The sequence below is a fragment of the Streptomyces sp. NPDC014995 genome (genome assembly GCF_043080745.1).
GTDB lineage: Bacteria > Actinomycetota > Actinomycetes > Streptomycetales > Streptomycetaceae > Streptomyces.
Genome location: NZ_JBIBVX010000008.1, coordinates 50,617 through 69,152, shown reverse-complemented (window position 1 = coordinate 69,152; position 18,536 = coordinate 50,617). Strand labels below are relative to the sequence as shown.

Below are 18,536 nucleotides of genomic sequence, written 5' to 3'. Positions count from 1 at the left end.
AGCGGGGAGATGGGCCTGATCTCGGAGGTGCTGCTGCTGCCGTTCGCACCGGTGCGCGGCAGCGGATGGGTGATCGGACAGGTGTTGCGCGAGGCGGAACGGATCTACTACGACCCCTCCACGGTCCGGGCCGAACTCTCCCGCCTCGAAGAACGACTGGAAGCCGGCGAGATCACGGAGGAGGAGTTCGACCGGCTGGAGGACGAACTCCTCGACCGGCTGGAGATCGCCACGCGCCGCAGCATGGGGACGGACGACGGGACGGCACGATGAACCGAATGGGACTGGGCCTCGCGGTGGGGGCCGGGTACGTCCTCGGGCGTACGAAGAAGATGAAGCTGGCGTTCGCCGTCGGCTCGCTGGTGGCCGGTAAGCGGCTGAACCTGACGCCGCGGGGCCTGGCCGACATGGTGTCCCAGCAGATGCGGGACAACCCGCAGTTCAAGGAGATCGGCGACCAGCTCCGCGAGGACCTGCGGGGTGTCGGCAAGGCGGCGTCCGGGGCCGTGGTCGAACGGCAGATGAACACGCTCGCCGACCGGCTGCACGGCCGTACCGCCCAGGTCCGCGACCAGCTCGCGGGCGTCGTCCCCGGCGTGTCGGACACGCGGTCGGAGACGGACGACGAGGAGGCGGACGAGCGGCCCGAGGAGCCGGAGTCCGCACGGGACGAGGACCGGGACGACGACCGGGATGCCCGGGATGACCAGGGCGACGACGGCGACGAGGGAGACGAGCCGCCGCGGAAGAGGGCGGCGGACCAGAAGGCGCCCGCGAGGAAGGCACCGGGGACGAAGGCCGCCAAGAAGGCACCCGGCCAGAAGGCCCCGGCCGGGACGGCGGCGCGCAAGGCAGCCGCGCAGAAGACCACCGCGGCCAGGAAGACGGCGACCGGGACGGCGTCCCGGCCCCGGCGATCGAAGGGAGGCGGTGAGCGATGACCGAAACCCTCGGATCCGCGACGTCCGCCGCGGGCAAGGCGACCGGCGGCGGCAACCCGCTCGCCGGGGTCGCGCAGAGCGAGGCCGCCGACCGGCTGAAGGCGGAGGTGCAGGAGTACCTCGCCGCCCAGGCCCAGCGTGTGCTGGCCGGCGTCGGCCGCAAGCTCGGCGAGACCACCGTCAGACTGAACGACATCGCCGAGGGCAACAGCCCCGGCTTCGCCAAGCTGGCCCTGGACGGCGGCCGCAAGCTGGCCGACGGCAAGGGCCCGCTGCGCACCGCGCTGGAACTCGGCGCCTCGCGCGCCAAGGACAGTGTGACCGGCGCGCTGAAGAACCTCGGCGGCGGCAAGGGCAACCGCAAGGGCGGCGCGGGCAAGAAGCCCACCGTCATCATCGAGCAGGTCGACATCGGCGTACCGCTGCGTGCGGCCTACGACCAGTGGACCCAGTACCAGGAGTTCAGCACCTTCGCCAAGGGCGTCAAGAGCGCGAACCGCGCCGACGACACGACCAGCGACTGGCAGATGAAGGTCTTCTGGTCCAACCGCAGCTGGAAGGCGAAGACCACCGAGCAGGTGCCGGACGACCGGATCTCCTGGACCTCGGAGGGCGCCAAGGGCACCACCAAGGGCGTCGTCTCCTTCCACCGGCTCGCCGACAACCTCACCCGCGTCCTGCTGGTCATCGAGTACTACCCCACGGGGCTGTTCGAGAAGACCGGCAACATCTGGCGCGCCCAGGGCCGCCGGGCCCGCCTCGACCTGAAGAACTTCGCCCGCTTCGTCACCCTCAAGGGGGAGGTGGACGAGGGCTGGCGCGGCGAGATCCGCGACGGCGACGTCGTCCGCTCCCACGATGACGCGCTCGCGCAGGAGCAGCAGGAACAGGGCGAAGAGGAGGAGGCCCCCAACGGCGAGGAGAGCGAGGACGAGGGGAACGGGGCCCGGGACGACGTGACCGCCCAGGACGAGGACGAAGAGGACGAGGAAGAGGACGAAGAGGACGAGGAGTACGACGAGGACGAGCCCGAGGCGGAGTACGAGGAGGAGCCCAAGGGCGAGGAGGAGGAAGAGGAAGAGGAAGAGGACGAAGAGGACGAGGACGAGGTGGAGGGCGAGGAGGCGTACGAGGACGAGAGCGCCTACGACGACGGGAGCCGGCGATGAGCCTGCCGAGCCGGATGCCGGAGCCGTACGGCCAGGGAGGCGGCGCCAACCTCGCCGACATCCTGGAACGCGTCCTCGACAAGGGCGTCGTCATCGCCGGCGACATCCGGATCAACCTGCTCGACATCGAACTGCTCACGATCAAGCTGCGCCTCATCGTCGCCTCGGTCGACAAGGCAAAGGAGATGGGCATCGACTGGTGGGAGGACGACCCGGAGCTGTCCACCCGCGCCCGCCGCGACGAACTCGCCCGTGAGAACGCCGAGTTGCGTGAGCGGCTGGCGCGGCTGGAGCAGCTGGAGCCGGGCCGTGTCCGCACCCGGGAGGAGTCGCCATGACGGGACTGCGGTACGTGTACGCCGTCTGCCGGCCCTTCGGCGCGCCGCTGCAGGCCGAGCTGACCGGCGTCGCCGGGGCGCCCGCGAAGCTGCTGCACCACCACGGCCTGGTCGCCGTCGTCAGTGACGTACCGGCGCGGGACTTCGCCGAGGAGCCGCTGCGGGCCCACCTGGAGGATCTGGACTGGCTCAGCGCCACCGCGCGCGGTCATCAGCAGGTGATCGACGCGCTCACGGTGGTCACCACGCCGCTTCCGCTCAGGATGGCCACCGTCTTCCGGGACGACAGCGGCGTCCGCGTGATGATCGAGGAGCGGGAGGAGGACTTCCGGCGCACCCTGGACCGGCTCCAGGGGCGCGTGGAGTGGGGCGTGAAGGTGTACGTCGAGGCGGAGACCGCCGAACCCGCCCCGCCCGCGGCGGCGGCCAAACCCGCCTCCGGGCGGGACTATCTGCGGCAGCGCCGTATGCAGGCCAGGGCGCACGAGGACACCTGGCAGCGGGCCGAACGGTTCGCCGGCCGGCTGGACTCCCTGCTGTCCGCGCACGCCGACGCCGCCCGGCTCCACCCGCCGCAGAACTCCGCCCTTTCCCGGGCCTCCGGACAGAACGTGCTGAACGCCGCCTATCTGGTACCGCGCGCGGAATCGGAGGAATTCGTGGAAATAGTGGACCGCACGAAGGGCGAGGAGCCCGGAATGCGCGTCGAACTCACCGGGCCGTGGGCGGCCTATTCCTTCGTGGACCTCGACTTCGCCGGGACTTCGGGGGAGATTGCGGAGGAAAGCGCGGAGGAGCTCACCGGGGAGAACGAGCAGCAGATCCGGGAGCGGACCGATGCACAGGCCGCGGAGGAGGGCTCATGACCGTCGTGGAACGCCGTGAGGTCGCCCTCGTCGACCTGCTGGACCGGCTGCTGGCCGGCGGAGTCGTCATCACCGGCGACCTCACGCTGCGGATCGCGGACGTCGATCTCGTCCGCATCGACCTGAACGCCCTGATCAGCTCAGTGAACGAGAACGTTCCGGCACCCTGGGGGGAGCGGGCGTGACCACACCACGCACACCACGCAACCGTCTCGACCTCGAGCCCGACACCGTCGAGCGCGACCTGGTCAAACTCGTCCTCACGGTCGTGGAACTGCTGCGCCAGCTCATGGAACGGCAGGCGCTGCGCCGCTTCGACCAGGGCGACCTCAGCGAGGAGCAGGAGGAGCGCATCGGGCTCACCCTGATGCTGCTCGACGACCGCATGACCGAGCTGCGCGAGCGCTACGGACTGCGGCCCGAGGACCTCAATCTGGACCTCGGGCCGCTCGGACCGCTGCTCCCCCGGGAATGAACACCCCGGCGTTGCGGGGGCTGTGCGTTCCCGGGGGCTAATTCACCACCTGTACCAACGGCCCCTGCCTCCCGCCGCGGTCGTTCCGCGCATCAGGAATCCCAGCAGCCAGAGAACGAGAACCGCGATCGCGATCCACCAAAGCACCTTAACTGCGAATCCGGCACCGAAGAGAATCAATACCAGAAGCAGTACCAGCAGGATGGGAACCATAGTGTGAACCTCCTGCTTTCCGGGTTTCCACAATTGCGGGAATCAGACGTCCTTTCGGCACAGAATCTCTCCGTGCAGGACACTGAACCACCCGTCCTCCCGCTTTCCCCATTCCCGCCAGGCCCGCGCCACGGCCCGCAGCTCGTCCTCGGTGGCGTGCCCGCCCCCGGTGGCGCGCCCGGCGTACGCGGAGGTCACCGTCCGGTCGGCCCACAGACCGCTCCACCACGCCCGCTCCCCGGGGGTGCTGAAGGTCCAGGTGTCCGAGGTCGCCGTGATGTCGGTGAAGCCCGCCGCCAGTGCCCAGGACTTCAGCCGGCGTCCGGCGTCCGGCTCACCGCCGTTGGCGCGGGCCACCCTCCGGTACAGGTCCAGCCAGTCGTCCATGCCGGCCGACTCCGGATACCAGGTCATGGCCGCGTAGTCGGAGTCCCGTACGGCGACGAACCCGCCGGGCCGGGTGACCCGCCGCATCTCGCGCAGCGCCCGCACCGGGTCGCCGACGTGCTGGAGGACCTGGTGGGCGTGGACCACGCAGAACGTGTCGTCGGGAAAGTCCAGGGCGTGGACGTCGGCGACCGCGAAGTCCATGTTGGTCAGGCCGCGCTCGGCCGCGGTGGCCCGCGCCCGGTCCAGGATGCCCGGCGCGTGGTCGACGGCGGTGACGTGCCCGTCGGGGACCAGGGCCGCCAGGTCGGCGGAGATGGTGCCCGGCCCGCAGCCGACGTCCAGGATCCTCATGTGGGGCTTCAGTGAACCGAGCAGGTAGGCCGCGGAGTTGGCGGCGGTCCGCCAGGTGTGCGAGCGCAGCACCGACTCGTGGTGCCCGTGCGTGTAGACGGCGGTCTCCCGTGCTTCCGGCATGGCTCTGCCCCTTCTCGACGGACCGGCCCCCGGGCTCCGGGGAGTCCGGGGCGATACACGTCACCGTACGCGCGCAGCCGAATGGTGAGACAGTTCGTTCTGCCATGTGGACTGACTGGGCGTCAGTTGGCGGTCGGCGGTCGCCGGTCGGCGGTCGCCATTCACCGGTCGTCAGTCGTCGGGCGTCAGTCATCGGTCGACAGTCGTCCGTGCCCGGTAGTCCGCGGACAGCTCCCGGTGGACAGGGGCTGTCGGGCCGAGGGGGTGTCCTCCTCGCGAGGGGGTGTCCTCCTCGGAGGGGCGGTGCGGCGGCGTGGCCCTCCTGTGGACCTTCTGCGGGCCTTCGCAACCTGGTCGATTCCCTTGACTTTCCGCTCCTTCCGTCGCTGAAGACGTTCGAAGCCCAGGCGCTGCAGTGGGACGACAACGGCACCGCCGGCCATCTGGGGAGCCTCGTCGCCCAGGACGGTTCCACACCGTTCACTCCGTAGGACGACTGTCGGGCCGGGGCCCGAACCCGGCACTCTCCACCACCCCCGCCCGACCCTCCTGCCCCGGTCCGTCAGGCCGAAGGCGCCCCGGTGAGGACCTCCACGCGGCCCGTGTCGAGCGAGTAGTAGGCGCTCACGACGGCCAGGGCGCCCTTCTTCACAAGGGGAGCGAGGGCCCTGTTGGCCCGCAGGTCCTCGGCGGTCTGCTCGGCGTGTATGCGGATCATCGCGTCGACGGGGTCGTCGGCCGTCTCCTTCAGCGTCGCCCGGTACGCCGGCCGCAGCGCCTGGGCTATGGACGGCAGGGTGCCGGGCAGTTCCTTGCCGTCGCGCATCGCCTCGTACGCCGCCTTGACGGCGCCGCAGCGCTGGTGCCCGAGGACGACCACCAGCGGGGTCCCCGACGTCAGCGGCCCGTACTCGACGGAACCGGTGACCACGGGGGACACCACCTGCCCGCCGGTGCGCAGCACGAACAGGTCACCGAGTCCGGTGTCGAAGACCAGCTCCGGCGGCACCCGGGAGTCGATGCACGACAGGATCACCCCGTAGGGGTTCTGCTTCTCGGCGACGAACGTCCGCCGGCTCGCATCCTGGTCGGGGTGCTGCGGCTTCCCGTCGACCCAGCGCTCGTTGCCCGCCATGAGTCTCGCGAACGCCGCCGACGGCGAGTCCGGCCGTACGCTCGCGGACGGTGAGGCGGCCTCCGGCGCCGCCCCCGCGACCGCCGTCTTCTGCGCCGTGCCGTCCGACGTGGAAGAACAGCCCGTGATCAGTGCCGCGGTGGCCACCAGCCCCCCGGTCAGAAGCGCCCTGCGCTGCGGGTGCCCAGCAATACCCATGGATCCGTCCCCTCTTTCCCGTGCGTCCTGCTCGGGCACCTGAGCGGAGCCCGTGACTCCACTGTGGTGAGGGGCCGTTTAACGCCCGTACAGCCTTGATCAAGCGGACGAGAAGCGTCGGTCCAAGTCACGCACGGTACGGGGCCCTCGCGCTGAGTCACCATCGTCGAGGGGCTGTGATGACGGCGGCGCGGCGGCTGCCGACTCCGCGCCGGCGGACGGGTACGGGGCCACCCTTCTAGTCCAGCGGTCGGTACACCGTCAGGGCCTCGGGCAGCTTCTCCAGCGTCACCTCCCCCTCGACCTCGGTGACTTCGCCGTCGAGGGCGAGGAGCGTGCCGGGGGTGACACCCTTCAGGTGGAGCCGGCCGACCTGGACGGCCGCGTGGGCCGGCGAGCGGGTGAGGGGACCCGCGACCGCCGCGGCGAGCAGCCGCAGGGCGGGCCTGCGGCCCCCGTGCACCACCCGGACGTCCAGGCGGCCGTCGGCCAGGTCGACGCGGCGGCCCGGGGAGAGGCCCATGCGGTGGTAGGTGCCGTTTCCGGCGAACAGCAGCCACAACGGGCGGGCCGTGCCCGCGACCTCGGCCTGAAGCGGATGCCGGTCCGCGCGCAGCACGCGCCAGGCCGCGAGCACCCCGGCGGGCCAGCCGCCGATCCGGCGCGACCAGCGGTCCCGCTCGCGCACCAGCTCCGGATACACCCCCAGGCTGCACGTGTTGAGGAACACGCCCTGCCGCTCCCCGCAGACGAACCGGCCCACGTCCACCCGCACCGCCTCGCCGTCCCGGACGGCCCCGCCCAGCGCCCGCACGTCCTCCACGCCCAGGTCGTACGCGAAGTGGTTGAGGGTGCCGCCGGGCACGACGGCCAGCGGCAGCCCGTGCCGCAGGGCGACCTCGGCGGCCGTGTTCACCGTGCCGTCGCCGCCGCACACCCCGAGGACCCGGGCGTGGGCCGCCGCCTTCTCCAACTCGGCCGCCACGTCGGAGGGATCGCACTCGACGACCTCCGCGAGCGGCAGCGCGTCGTGCAGCGCCCGGACCCGGTCGGCACTCCCGGCGGCGGAGTTGGCCACGACCACCAGGCCCTCCCCGTCGGGCAGCGCGGGTGCCTCGGCCCGCGGCCGGGCCGGCGGGACGGCCTGGGCACGGGTCGGCACCAGACCCCGTACGGCCAACGCGGCGCCCGCGCCCAGGGCCGCGCCCGCAAGGACGTCGCTCGGGAAGTGGACGCCCGTGTAGACACGGGACATCGCCACCGAGAACGCCACCGGCGCCACCGCCGCGCCCCAGGCCGGCGACTCCAGGGCCACCCCGGTCGCGAAGGCCGCCGCCGACGCGGAGTGCCCGGACGGGAAGGACGTGGTGATGGGCTGCCGCTTGAGCTGCCGGACCAGCGGCACCGGGTCGAGCACGGGCCGCGGGCGGCGCACCGAACGCTTGCCGAGGGTGTTGATCGTCAGGGAGGCCAGGCTCAGCGAGGCGAGCCCGCGGGCGGCGGCCCGGCGGGCCCGGGGGGTGCGGCTCGCCGCCATCGCGGCCGCCGTCGCGAACCACAGCACACCGTGGTTCGCGCCGCGGCTCAGCCGCGGCAGGACCGGTTCGGCGCCCGGCCAGCGTCGCTCGGCGGCGAACTCGAACAGCCGGCAGTCCAGGGCGAGCAGCCGGTCGCGCAGCGCGTGCCGCCCGGGTCGCGGGACGGTCAGATCGACATCTGGGCTCATGACCTGCGGGTACCCTGAGGTCGCCGTTTCCTGCGCGGGACGGCGTGTCGACACCGGAGGGTGACCGCATGCGTCTGATCCTCGTCCGCCACGGCGAGACTCCCACCAATGTGGACTACCTGCTGGACACCGCCGCTCCCGGGCCGGGACTGACCGCGCTCGGCGAACGGCAGGCGGCCGCGCTCCCCGGGGTCCTCGCCGGCGAGGACATCGAGGCCGTCTACGCCTCCACCCTCGTGCGCACCCAGCTGACGGCCGCCCCGCTGGCCGCCGCCCGCGGCCTCGACGTGCACGTCCGCGACGGCATCCGGGAGATCTCGGCGGGCGACCTGGAACTGCTGCCCGGCGACTCCGAGCACGGCGCGCTCTACATGCGCACCGTCTTCGCCTGGGCGGCCGGGGACACGCGGCTGCGCATGCCGGGCGGCGAGAGCGGCACCGAGTTCCTCGCCCGCTACGACGCCGTGGTCGCCGAGGCCGCCGACAGCGGCGCCGCCACCGCCGCCCTGGTCAGCCACGGCGCCGCCATCCGCACCTGGTCCGCCGCCCGCGCCCACAACGTCGACGTCCCCTTCGCCGCCGCCCACCGCCTCGCCAACACCGGCGTCGTCGTCCTGGAGGGCTCCCCGGCCGACGGCTGGAAGGCCCTGTCATGGGCGGGCGCGACCGTCACCCCCACAGGAGAGGGCGGCCCCACGGGAGAACCGCTGACCGGGGCCGGGTGACCTCGCGGTCCACGGGCCTGGGTGGCCTCCCGTCCGTCGGCCTGGGTGGCCTACGGACGGGTGCCGGGTGGTACTGGCCCGTGGTCCGGAGTGACCCCCGGCTCTGCGGGCGCGGGTGATCGGCCCGGTCCGTGGGCGTGGGTGATGACTGGCCCGTGGGCCCGCTGACGTCCGGTTCATGGGCCGGGTGACCTCTGTGACCTTCGGTCCGTGGGCCTGGGTGAGGTCCGGTCCGTGGTCCCGGGTGACCTGCGGTCCGCAGGACTGGTGGTCGTGGGCCCGCAGGCCCGAGTGGCATGAGTGGCCTTCGGGCCGTGGGCCCTGGGCGGCGTCTGGACCCGGGGTCAGGCGACCCGGTCTGCGGGCCCGGGGATCCCCGGCCGGTGGCCTGGGTCAGCCCTGGTCCGTGGGGGAGGTGGCCGTCCGGCTGTGGGCCGGGCGATGCCCGGTCTCCGGGTCGGGTGATCCCCGGCCTGCGGGCCGGTTGATCCCCAGGTCCGCGGGATAAGGGTTTGCCGTCGTGCGCGGGCGGCCCGCAGAATGCCTGCCCATGGGACATCTGGAAGCCGCGCACCTCGAGTACTTCCTCCCCGACGGGAGGGCGTTGCTCGGCGACGTGTCCTTCCGGGTGGGTGAAGGGGCCGCCGTGGCCCTGGTCGGGCCCAACGGCGCCGGCAAGACCACCTTGCTGCGGCTGATCTCCGGCGAGCTGAAGCCGCACGGCGGCACCGTCACCGTCAGCGGCGGGCTCGGCGTGATGCGGCAGTTCGTGGGCTCCGTTCGGGACGAGACGACCGTACGGGACCTGCTCGTGTCCGTCTCCTCGCCCCGGATCCAGGAGATCGCGAGGGCCGTCGACGCGGCGGAGCACGCGATCATGACCGTCGACGACGAGGCCGCGCAGCTCGCGTACGCGCAGGCCCTCTCCGACTGGGCCGAGGCGCGCGGGTACGAGGCGGAGACGCTGTGGGACATGTGCACGACGGCCGCGCTCGGCGTGCCGTACGACAAGGCGCAGTTCCGGCTCGTGCGCACCCTCTCCGGCGGTGAGCAGAAGCGGCTCGTGCTGGAGGCGCTGCTGCGCGGCACCGACGAGGTGCTGCTGCTCGACGAGCCCGACAACTACCTCGACGTGCCCGGCAAGCGATGGCTGGAGGAGCGGCTGAAGGAGACCCGCAAGACGGTCCTCTTCGTCTCCCACGACCGGGAACTCCTCTCCCGCGCCGCCGAGAAGATCATCTCCGTCGAGCCCGGCCCGGCCGGCGCCGACGCCTGGGTGCACGGCGGCGGCTTCGCCACCTACCACGAGGCGCGCCGCGAACGCTTCGCCCGCTTCGAGGAGTTGCGCCGCCGCTGGGACGAGAAGCACGCCCAGCTGAAGAAGCTGGTGCTGAACCTGCGTCAGGCCGCCTCCATCAGCCACGAACTGGCCTCCCGCTACCAGGCCGCACAGACCCGCCTGCGCAAGTTCGAGGAGGCCGGCCCGCCCCCCGAGCCGCCGCGCGAGCAGGACATCACCATGCGCCTGAAGGGCGGCCGTACCGGCGTGCGGGCCGTCACCTGCAAGGGACTCGAGCTGACCGGCTTGATGAAACCCTTCGACCTGGAGGTCTTCTACGGCGAACGCGTCGCCGTCCTCGGCTCCAACGGCTCCGGCAAGTCGCACTTCCTGCGCCTGCTCGCCGGCGACGACGTGGCGCACACGGGGGAGTGGAAGCTCGGCGCGCGGGTGGTCCCCGGGCACTTCGCCCAGACCCATGCCCACCCCGAACTCCAGGGCCGCACGCTCCTGGACATCCTGTGGCAGGAACACTCCCAGGACCGGGGCGCCGCCATGTCCCGGCTGCGCCGCTACGAGCTGACCCAGCAGGCCGAGCAGACCTTCGACCGGCTCTCCGGCGGCCAGCAGGCCCGCTTCCAGATCCTCCTGCTGGAGCTGGAGGGCGCCACGGCCCTGCTGCTCGACGAGCCGACCGACAACCTCGACCTGGAGTCCGCTGAAGCCCTCCAGGAGGGCCTGGAGGCCTTCGACGGCACGGTCCTCGCGGTCACCCACGACCGCTGGTTCGCCCGCTCCTTCGACCGCCACCTGGTCTTCGGCAGCGACGGCCGCGTCCGCGAGACCCCGGAACCGGTGTGGGACGAGCGCCGTGTGGAGCGGGCCCGGTAACCACGAGGGCCGGCAGCCCTCGGTGTGGCCGCCCGGCGCGGCCGCCCGCCGGGAGAGACGTCACTTCCAGCGCAGCAGCGCGCCCAGGCCGCCCACCGGGGCCTCCTCGTCGGCCGCGGGGACCACGAGGACGGGTGCGTCCGTGGCGACCGCCGAGCGGATCAGCGCGTCGTCCGCCCGGGCCGCCCACGAATGCTGCTCGCCGAGCGTCTTCAGCTCCGTACGGCGCACGGCCAGCTGGTCCGGGTCCTCCCCGATCCACACCTCACGGTGCGTGTCCGGGCCGTCGGCGCGGACCAGCAGCTCGTCGATCCGGTGCTCCCGGGCCGCCTCGACCAGCGCGGGCACGCCCTCCACGGCCCCGGCGCGCCCCTCGGCGTCGGGTGCGCGGGCGGCCAGGAAGCGTTCCAGTTCGGCCTCCGCCTGCCGGCGGGCGTGCTCGGCGCGGGCCGCCTCCACGTCCTCGTCCAGCAGCCGGCTGCCCGCCCCGTGCGACGCCTCGACCACGCGGTCCTGCAGCCGCTGCGGCAACCGCTCGTGCACGGCCCGCCGCTCCCGGTCGTCACCGACCAGGACCAGCAGGTCGGCCTGGGTCTCCTCCTGGCAGGCGGCGAGCGCGTCGGCGATCTCCGCCGCGTTGTGCTCCCAGGTGTTCTCCACCTTCAGCTGGAAGTGCCGCTCGGACCAGTCGACGGTCGACGTGCGGTGGACGGGATACTGCCGACCGGTGACGGAGCCCGCGTCCTCCCGGCCCAGCCGCCCGCTGCGCAGCTCGAAGTCCGCGCCCTTGCGGTCGACGTACGCCACCACGCACACCGGGTCCTGGTCGGCCAGCTCCAGCAGCGGGGTGACCCGCGGCAGGGGCGCCCACTCGGCGGTGTCGCCCTGCGGGGGCCGGGCCAGCGGCGGGTCGAGCACGACCTCGCCGGCGCGGGCGAACAGGGCCCGCCCGTGCGGTTCGGAGGAGCGGCGCAACTCCTCGATCGCGTTCTCCACGGCCCGGCAGGTGGCTTCGTCCGCGCCCTGGTCCGCCAGCCGGCGCGCCATCGCCGACGCCGTCAGGTGCCGTTCGTGGGCGGTGCTCTCCGTGTGCCGGGAGGTGTCGACGTAGACGGAGGCCCAAGGGCCGGAATGTTCGTACAGTGGATGAAGGAAAGCGAGATCCATGGCTCCCTCCCGGATGCCGCTCGAGGGTCGGTGCTTCTCACGCGGGTACCCGAACCCCATGGACGAACACGACGAGTGGGGCACGACGATGACCGGAGTCGACCCGGACCGGCTGGACGACCAGCAGCTCATGAAGGAGCTGGAGACGATCCACCGCACGCGCCACGACACCCTGCTGTACGGGTCGAACGACGCGCTGCGCGCCCACAACGACCGCATGGCGCAGCTGGAGGGCGAGTACCTGCGGCGCAACCCGCGCCGTTCCGTCGCCCCGGGCCGCACCCGTGAGGGTGCCCGGGACCGTGACGCCGCGGAGGGCACCGGCGGCAAGACCTCCGGCGGTACCCCGGTCGGCAAGTGGGGCCCCGGCAGGACGGGCGGCCCGGGCGGGGCCTGAGCCCGCCGCGACCGCCCGTGGGACCCCCGCGGGACGCGGAACGGGCAGGACGGGACGCGGAACGGGCAGGACCGGTCCGGACGGTCCGCGGAGTACGTTCATCCGTGCCGGTCCGCGGAGTACGTCACCGGGCGCCCCGGTGACGTACTCCGCGGATCAGTGACGTGCCGGCCTGCCGGTGACGTGCTACCGGTGACGTGACACCAGTGACGTACGGGCCGGATCAGTGACGGCGGAAGGCCTCCTGCCGCTCCTGCCTGCGGTCGGGCGGGCCGTGCATCAGCCGGCCTCCTCGGCGAACACGTCGAGGAACGTCTCGCAGAACGCCTTCAGATCGTCCGGCTTGCGGCTGGTCACCAGCTTGTTGGGTCCGTGGTCGCAGACCTTGACCTGCTCGTCCACCCAGGTGCCGCCCGCGTTGCGGACATCGGTCCGCAGGCTCGGCCACGACGTCAGCACCCGTCCGCGTACGACGTCCGCCTCGACCAGTGTCCACGGGGCGTGGCAGATCGCGGCGACCGGACGGCCCTGCTCGAAGAAGTCCCGGACGAAGGCCACCGCCTTGTCGTCGGTGCGCAGGAAGTCGGGGTTGGCGACGCCGCCCGGCAGGACCAGCCCGCCGAACGACTCCGCGGGCACCTCGCCGACGACCTCGTCCACCACGAACGTGTCGCCCTTGTCGAGGTGGTTGAAGGCCTGGATCTCACCCGACTTCGTCGACACCAGCACGGGCTCGTGGCCCGCGTCCACCACCGCCTGCCAGGGATCCGTCAGCTCCACCTGCTCGACGCCCTCGGGTGCCGTCAGAAACGCGATGCGCATGATCGTTCAACGTCCTTTCCTGGCATGCCAGTGGGCCTCGTCGCCCCCGACACGCTGCTTCTTCCTTGCCTTGGCCCGCCCGTCGGCAGCGCGGCGGCTCCTCGCCGTGGGGCAGGAGCACACACGTGCCGATCACGGCGGCGATGCCCGCGAGGCAGGTGGGCGACAGCGGGCGCCGGTGCGGCACCAGCCGCCACGCGTCCGGGTCGCCGCGCCCGCCGCGCGCCAGGGACCTCACCTGGTCGGCGTGCAGGCACATCAGCGACGCCGGCGTCCCGAACGGCGGCGACTCCAGGAAGCCGTGGATGTGCCGGCTCGACCGGCTTGACCTCGCGCTCGCTGCGGACGGCCGTACGGACGTCCCGCAGCGCGGTCGTCTCGTGCACCGCGGCACCCGCCGGCTGCGCGGTCAGCAGCAGCGGGTCGACCTCGTGGCGCGGGGTGAACGCGACGGGGACGCCGATCTCGGCCCTCATCGGGGAGGGGATCAGGGACTCCCTCGTGCCCGCGGTGTCCTCGATCCGGGTGCGCCGGCGCATGGCCCGGCCGGCGACCCCGGGCACGAACCAGCTGGGCAGCGGCCCGTACGGCGGACAGCGGGTCGTCGCCTCGCCGGCGTCGACGCCGGCGCCGGTCGCGGCGATCCCGGTGGCCCGGTCGCGACCTGTCATCCGCCGCCCCTGACCAGCGTCTGCGCCAGTTCCTGCACATTGGCGTAGCGCGCCTTGTGCGGCAGCTGCCGCACCGCGTCCACCAGGGCGTCCGGGGCGTTCTTGCGGCGCAGGGTCCGGGCGAGCTGCTCCGCGTCCGCGGGGAAGGAACCGCGGCCCAGGATCCGGGCCAGTTCCAGCCGCACGGTCTCCAGCGACGCCCGGGAGGTGCCCGGCACCACGGGGCCGCCCCAGACCTCCGGGTCGTCCTCGGCGGACGGCTCGGGATCGTGCCACTCCTCGGACCGCGTGGGGTGCCCGGACCTGAGCAGGCCCTGCAGTTCGTGCTTCATCTCGTCGTCCCGGTGGACACTCAGCCGGTCACTGCCTCGCTGCATGTCTCCCTCCAGATCTTCGGGGTCGGCCCACCGCGTACCCGTGGGGCGGGAGCCGACACGGGATCCCTCCCGCCGATGTCCCGCACCGACAGCGGGGGCTACCTCCTGTCCCGGCCCGGCAGGAACTCCTGCATCTTCGCCTTGAATCCCTGCTTGATCACGGAGCCCCGGTCCGCGTCGCCCTTGAGGATCGACGCCGCGGTCGCCTCCATCTGCTCCCAGGTCGCGTGCGGCGGGATCGGCGGGACGGCCGGGTCGGTGAGGAACTCCACGACCGCGGGCCCGTCCGCCTCCAGCGCCGTACGCCAGCCCGCCTCGACGTCCTCCGGCTTCTCCACGCGCACCCCGGTCAGGCCCAGGGAGCGGGCGAACGCCGCGTACTGCACGTCCGGCAGCTCCTGCGAGGGCAGGAACGACGGGGCGCCGCCCATGGCCCGCATCTCCCACGTGACCTGGTTGAGGTCGTGGTTGTTCCACACGGCGACCACCAGCCGCGGATCCAGCCAGCGGTCCTTGTACTTCGCCGCCGTGATCAGCTCCGCGAGCCCGTTCATCTGCATCGCCCCGTCCCCGACCAGCGCGATCACCGGCCGGCCCGGGTGGGCGAACTTCGCGCCGATCGCGTACGGCACCCCGCAGCCCATCGTCGCCAGCGTCCCCGACAGCGAACCGCGCATACCGGGCCGCATGGTCAGGTGCCGCGCGTACCAGTTCGCCACCGAACCCGAGTCGGAGGTGAGGATCGCGTCCTCGGGCAGCAGCGGGTCCAGGGCCCGCGCGACGTACTCCGGGTTGATCGGGTCGGCGGACAGCTCCGCCCGCCGCTCCATCACCTCGCGCCAGTGCCGTACGTTGTCGCACACCGTCTCGAACCACTCGCGGCCGCGCTCCTCGCCCGACGTCAGCATCGGGATCAGCCGGCGCAGCGTCTCGCGCGCGTCACCGACCAGGTTCACCTCGTACGGGTAGCGCATCCCGACCATGTGCGGATCGATGTCGATCTGGACACCCCGCGCCGCGCCGAACTCCGGCAGGAACTGCGTGTACGGGAACGAGGAGCCGATCGTCAGCAGGGTGTCGCAGTCCCGCATCAGCTCGTACGACGGGCGGGTGCCCAGCAGGCCGATCGAGCCGGTGACGTAGGGGAGTTCGTCGCTGAGGACGTCCTTGCCGAGCAGCGCCTTGGCCACGCCCGCACCGAGCAGTTCGGCGAGCCGCTCCACCTCGGCACGCGCCCCCGCCGCGCCCTGGCCGACCAGGATCGCCACCTTGTCGCCGGAGTCGAGGATCTCCGCGGCCCGCCGCAGCGACTCCTCGGACGGCACGGTCGTCCAGGCGCTCCGGTCGAGGCTGGAGGGCACCATCTTGAACTCGTGCGTGGGCGGCGAGTAGTCCAGTTCCTGCACATCGCCCGGGATGATGACCGCGGTGGGGCAGCGACGCGCGTACGCGGTGCGGATCGCCCGGTCCAGCACGTTCGGCAGCTGCTCGGGAACCGTCACCGTCTCCACGAACTCCGAGGCGACGTCCTTGAACAGGGTGTGCAGGTCCACCTCCTGCTGGTAGGAGCCGCCCATCGCGGTGCGGTGCGTCTGGCCGACGATCGCCAGCACCGGCACATGGTCCAGCTTGGCGTCGTACAGGCCGTTCAGGAGGTGGATCGCGCCCGGTCCGGACGTCGCCGCGCACACCCCGAGACGGCCGCTGAACTTGGCGTAGCCGACCGCCTGGAACGCCGACATCTCCTCGTGCCGGGACTGCACGAACCGTGGCTGGTCCTTCGCCCGCCCCCAGGCGGCGAGCAGCCCGTTGATGCCGTCGCCGGGATAACCGAAGACCTGCTCCACACCCCACTCGCGCAGCCGTTGCAGAACGTGGTCGGAGACCTTGGTGCTCATGAAGGGGACCTCCCCGGCTTCGGGAAACGAGGGCATGGGGTTGGGGTGTGTGTCGTGTCCCCTCCCGAGTCACCCCCCGGACCGCCCGAAAACCTGGGCGGTGTTTGCGGGCGGGGGCGGGGGGCAGGCGCAGTCACAGTGCTTCGGACCGGAGGCACGTCCGTGGGACAGCGCTTGCCGCGGCCCCGGCAGGACCGTCCGGCTGCTGCCGCGCGCTCCCCACGCTGACCGGCCAACACAGAGCACTTCCAAGGGAGTTGCTACGCACCATGCAAAACCGAGCGAGCGCGAAGCACCACCCGCACGACGACGCCCCCGACACCGCACAGGCCTTCCGCAGCCTCGCCACCCTGCCGCCGGGCCCCCGGCGTGACACGCTCCGCGCCCAGATCGTCGAAGCCTGGCTGCCCATGGCCGACCGCCTCGCCGGCCGCTTCCGCAGCCGCGGCGAAAGTTACGAGGACCTCCGCCAGGTCGCCGCCCTCGGCCTGGTCAAGGCCGTCGACCGCTACGACCCCGCACGCGGCCACGCCTTCGAGAGCTACGCCGTCCCCACCGTCACCGGCGAGATCAAGCGGCACTTCCGCGACCACATGTGGACGCTGCACGTGCCGCGCCGTGTCCAGGACCTGCGCAACCGGGTCCGCTTCGCCTGCCAGGACCTGTCCCAGACCGTCTCCGGACGCCGCCCCACCGTCGCCGAGATCGCCGAGTGCGCGCAGCTGAGCGAGGAGGAGGTGCGGGAAGGTCTGGAGGCGCTGGAGAGTTTCACCGCGCTGTCCCTGGACGCGGAGATGCCGGGCAGCGAGGACGGATACTCGCTCAGCGACGCGCTGGGCGCGCCCGATCCCGCCCTCGACACGGTGGTCGACCGGGAGGCCGTGAGGCCGCGGCTCGCCGCTCTGCCGGAACGGGAGCGGGCGATCCTGTACATGCGGTTCTTCGGGGACATGACGCAGAGTCGGATCGCCGAGCAGCTGGGGATCTCGCAGATGCACGTGTCCCGGCTGATCAGCCGGTGCTGTGACCGGCTGCGGGAACAGGTGCTGAAGGACGCCGCATAGCCGTCACGCGAGTGCGGCGCGCGGGTGCGGGCGTGAGTGCGGGCATGGTTTTCTCCCGCCCCTCGTGACGAAGTCACCCGGTTGGCGGGCGCCTTTCCCGCCAATGGCGGGTGGCCACGCGCGGTCCGGGACGACGCGGGCTGTCATGGCAGTGGGACACGGACGTCGTGCCCCGCAGCCGTCGGCCGAAGGAGCCGCCCCATGCGCCGCACCGCCCGTGTCCTGTCCGCCGCCGCCCTGGCCGGTGCCGTGCTGGCCGGTGCCGCCCCGGCCGCGTTCGCGGACCCGGCGGCGGAGATCGGCCCGGCCACGGCCGCCCCGGACGCCGACGTCACCGTCTCCGTCACGTGCGACCCCCTGGGCGCCCCCGCCCCCAAGACGATGGACGCCACCTCACCGGCGTTCGCCGACCGCACCGTCCGGCTGAGCCTGGAGCCGGGCAACGACGAACTGTCCGCCCCCGCCTACCGGGGCACCGCCCGTGTCGCCCCCGCCGGGAACCTCGACGTGCCGCGGGAGGCGAAGGGCACGGACTCCGCCTGGACCGTCGACGGCACCTGCCCGGCACCGCCGGGCGCGAAGGGCGCGCCGTGGACCGCGAACTTCGACGTCGCCGACGCGGAAGGGGACGGCGACGGCAACGTCGGGGGTGACGGCAATGCCGGTGGTGACGGCAGTGTCGGTGGCGTCGACGGCATCGGTGGTGTCGGTGACGGCGGCGTCGGCGGTGACGGCGGCGTCGGTGGCATCGGTGGCATCGGTGGTGAAGGCGACGTCGGTGGTGAAGGCATTGGTGGTGGTGACGGCGGCATCGGTGGTGACGGCAATGTCGACAGCGACAGCAGCGGCAACGTCCACGGCGACAGCGACGTCCACGGCAACGGTGACGGCACCGGCGAGGCGGCGTGCATGCCGTCGGACGGCGGGGGCTGTGAGACGGAGGGGGCGTGCACCCCGTCGCACGGCGCCGGCTGTGACACCGAGCCGGCGTGCACGCCCCCTCACGGCGCCGGCTGCGACGGCGGCAAGACGTGCGTGGAGGGCCATGAGGAGTCCTGTGCCACCGACAAGCCCTGCCCGCCGGGCCACGGCGGCGCGTCCTGCGCCACGGAGAAGCCCTGCCCGCAGGGCCACAGCGACCGTTCCTGCACCACCGCCCCCGTCCAGCACGGCGTCCGCGCCGGTGACGGCGGCGCGTTCGGCGACTCCGTGCCCGCCCTCGTCGCCGGCGCCCTGCTGATCGCGGGCGCGCTCGGCGCCGCCGTGCACCGGCTGTGCCGCCGCGACCCCGCGGGGAACGCCTGACCGGCTCGCGCGCCG

The 18,536-nt window shown here is 72.7% G+C and carries 21 protein-coding genes; 13 read left to right on the top strand and 8 right to left on the bottom strand.

What is annotated here, in order from left to right; genetic code table 11:
• The first annotated feature begins 9 nt into the window (after positions 1-9).
• From ACF1A1_RS17785 to ACF1A1_RS17755, 7 genes are read left to right on the top strand one after another with little or no spacing between them, the layout of a single operon-like run.
• Positions 10-273 (top strand): gas vesicle protein GvpG, encoded by a 264-nt coding sequence (locus tag ACF1A1_RS17785; RefSeq protein WP_392000814.1) that lies wholly within the window; start codon positions 10-12, stop codon positions 271-273.
• Positions 270-941: a DNA primase gene (locus tag ACF1A1_RS17780; protein WP_392000813.1), complete on the top strand. Its 672-nt coding sequence runs from the start codon at positions 270-272 to the stop codon at positions 939-941. Before ACF1A1_RS17785 ends, ACF1A1_RS17780 begins: the two co-directional genes overlap by 4 nt.
• Positions 938-2,110, top strand: a complete 1,173-nt coding sequence (locus ACF1A1_RS17775; protein ID WP_392000812.1) for an SRPBCC family protein — start codon at positions 938-940, stop codon at positions 2,108-2,110. Before ACF1A1_RS17780 ends, ACF1A1_RS17775 begins: the two co-directional genes overlap by 4 nt.
• Positions 2,107-2,448 (top strand): gas vesicle protein, encoded by a 342-nt coding sequence (locus ACF1A1_RS17770; protein ID WP_392000810.1) that lies wholly within the window; start codon positions 2,107-2,109, stop codon positions 2,446-2,448. Before ACF1A1_RS17775 ends, ACF1A1_RS17770 begins: the two co-directional genes overlap by 4 nt.
• A complete protein-coding gene (locus ACF1A1_RS17765) occupies positions 2,445-3,314 on the top strand; it encodes a GvpL/GvpF family gas vesicle protein (RefSeq protein ID WP_392000808.1) in 870 nt (289 codons plus the stop codon). Before ACF1A1_RS17770 ends, ACF1A1_RS17765 begins: the two co-directional genes overlap by 4 nt.
• Entirely contained in the window at positions 3,311-3,499 is a 189-nt protein-coding gene (locus tag ACF1A1_RS17760; protein WP_365459446.1) for a gas vesicle protein, read from the top strand. The genes ACF1A1_RS17765 and ACF1A1_RS17760 overlap by 4 nt, the downstream gene beginning before the upstream one ends.
• Complete coding sequence (locus tag ACF1A1_RS17755) at positions 3,496-3,789, top strand: gas vesicle protein K (RefSeq protein WP_384659406.1); 294 nt, start codon at positions 3,496-3,498, stop codon at positions 3,787-3,789. Before ACF1A1_RS17760 ends, ACF1A1_RS17755 begins: the two co-directional genes overlap by 4 nt.
• 42 nt (positions 3,790-3,831) lie before the next feature.
• On the opposite strand, the gene ACF1A1_RS17750 is transcribed toward ACF1A1_RS17755, so the two are convergent.
• From ACF1A1_RS17750 to ACF1A1_RS17735, 4 genes are all read right to left on the bottom strand, one after another.
• Positions 3,832-4,002, bottom strand: coding sequence for a hydrophobic protein (locus ACF1A1_RS17750; protein ID WP_189932343.1), 171 nt, complete (start codon positions 4,000-4,002; stop codon positions 3,832-3,834).
• A gap of 42 nt (positions 4,003-4,044) precedes the next feature.
• A complete protein-coding gene (locus tag ACF1A1_RS17745; protein ID WP_392000807.1) occupies positions 4,045-4,866 on the bottom strand; it encodes a class I SAM-dependent methyltransferase in 822 nt (273 codons plus the stop codon).
• A gap of 562 nt (positions 4,867-5,428) precedes the next feature.
• A complete protein-coding gene (locus tag ACF1A1_RS17740; protein WP_392000806.1) occupies positions 5,429-6,199 on the bottom strand; it encodes a carbonic anhydrase in 771 nt (256 codons plus the stop codon).
• Between the two features lie 238 nt (positions 6,200-6,437).
• Complete coding sequence (locus tag ACF1A1_RS17735; protein WP_392000804.1) at positions 6,438-7,925, bottom strand: bifunctional phosphatase PAP2/diacylglycerol kinase family protein; 1,488 nt, start codon at positions 7,923-7,925, stop codon at positions 6,438-6,440.
• A 68-nt stretch (positions 7,926-7,993) separates the two neighbouring features.
• Between ACF1A1_RS17735 and ACF1A1_RS17730 the strand changes: the two genes are divergently transcribed.
• Together ACF1A1_RS17730 and ACF1A1_RS17725 are read left to right on the top strand one after the other, a co-directional pair.
• Positions 7,994-8,650, top strand: a complete 657-nt coding sequence (locus tag ACF1A1_RS17730) for a histidine phosphatase family protein (RefSeq protein ID WP_392000803.1) — start codon at positions 7,994-7,996, stop codon at positions 8,648-8,650.
• Positions 8,651-9,200: 550 nt separating this feature from the next.
• Positions 9,201-10,820, top strand: a complete 1,620-nt coding sequence (locus ACF1A1_RS17725) for an ABC-F family ATP-binding cassette domain-containing protein (protein ID WP_392000802.1) — start codon at positions 9,201-9,203, stop codon at positions 10,818-10,820.
• Between the two features lie 60 nt (positions 10,821-10,880).
• Here ACF1A1_RS17725 and ACF1A1_RS17720 read toward each other — a convergent pair whose 3' ends face one another.
• Entirely contained in the window at positions 10,881-11,987 is a 1,107-nt protein-coding gene (locus ACF1A1_RS17720) for a Vms1/Ankzf1 family peptidyl-tRNA hydrolase (RefSeq protein ID WP_392000800.1), read from the bottom strand.
• 58 nt (positions 11,988-12,045) lie between these two features.
• Between ACF1A1_RS17720 and ACF1A1_RS17715 the strand changes: the two genes are divergently transcribed.
• The gene (locus ACF1A1_RS17715) at positions 12,046-12,384 is read left to right on the top strand and encodes a DUF6158 family protein (RefSeq protein ID WP_392000799.1); all 339 of its coding nucleotides are present in this window, start codon (positions 12,046-12,048) and stop codon (positions 12,382-12,384) included.
• A gap of 279 nt (positions 12,385-12,663) precedes the next feature.
• Here ACF1A1_RS17715 and ACF1A1_RS17710 read toward each other — a convergent pair whose 3' ends face one another.
• Entirely contained in the window at positions 12,664-13,206 is a 543-nt protein-coding gene (locus tag ACF1A1_RS17710; RefSeq protein WP_392000797.1) for a type 1 glutamine amidotransferase domain-containing protein, read from the bottom strand.
• Between the two features lie 324 nt (positions 13,207-13,530).
• Here ACF1A1_RS17710 and ACF1A1_RS17705 point away from each other — a divergent pair, with 324 nt between their 5' ends.
• The gene (locus tag ACF1A1_RS17705; RefSeq protein WP_392000795.1) at positions 13,531-13,890 is read left to right on the top strand and encodes a hypothetical protein; all 360 of its coding nucleotides are present in this window, start codon (positions 13,531-13,533) and stop codon (positions 13,888-13,890) included.
• On the opposite strand, the gene ACF1A1_RS17700 is transcribed toward ACF1A1_RS17705, so the two are convergent.
• Both ACF1A1_RS17700 and ACF1A1_RS17695 read right to left on the bottom strand, forming a co-directional pair.
• The gene (locus ACF1A1_RS17700; RefSeq protein WP_392000793.1) at positions 13,874-14,254 is read right to left on the bottom strand and encodes a DUF2795 domain-containing protein; all 381 of its coding nucleotides are present in this window, start codon (positions 14,252-14,254) and stop codon (positions 13,874-13,876) included. The genes ACF1A1_RS17705 and ACF1A1_RS17700 overlap by 17 nt on opposite strands.
• Before the next feature lie 98 nt (positions 14,255-14,352).
• Complete coding sequence (locus ACF1A1_RS17695) at positions 14,353-16,152, bottom strand: thiamine pyrophosphate-requiring protein (protein ID WP_392000792.1); 1,800 nt, start codon at positions 16,150-16,152, stop codon at positions 14,353-14,355.
• Between the two features lie 269 nt (positions 16,153-16,421).
• Between ACF1A1_RS17695 and ACF1A1_RS17690 the strand changes: the two genes are divergently transcribed.
• Both ACF1A1_RS17690 and ACF1A1_RS17685 read left to right on the top strand, forming a co-directional pair.
• Positions 16,422-17,216 carry an RNA polymerase sigma factor SigF gene (locus ACF1A1_RS17690; protein WP_392000790.1) on the top strand — a complete coding sequence of 265 codons (795 nt, stop codon included), beginning with the start codon at positions 16,422-16,424 and terminating at the stop codon, positions 17,214-17,216.
• A 201-nt stretch (positions 17,217-17,417) separates the two neighbouring features.
• On the top strand, positions 17,418-18,521 hold the full coding sequence (locus tag ACF1A1_RS17685) for a hypothetical protein (protein WP_392000788.1): 1,104 nt from the start codon (positions 17,418-17,420) through the stop codon (positions 18,519-18,521).
• Positions 18,522-18,536 lie beyond the last annotated feature (15 nt).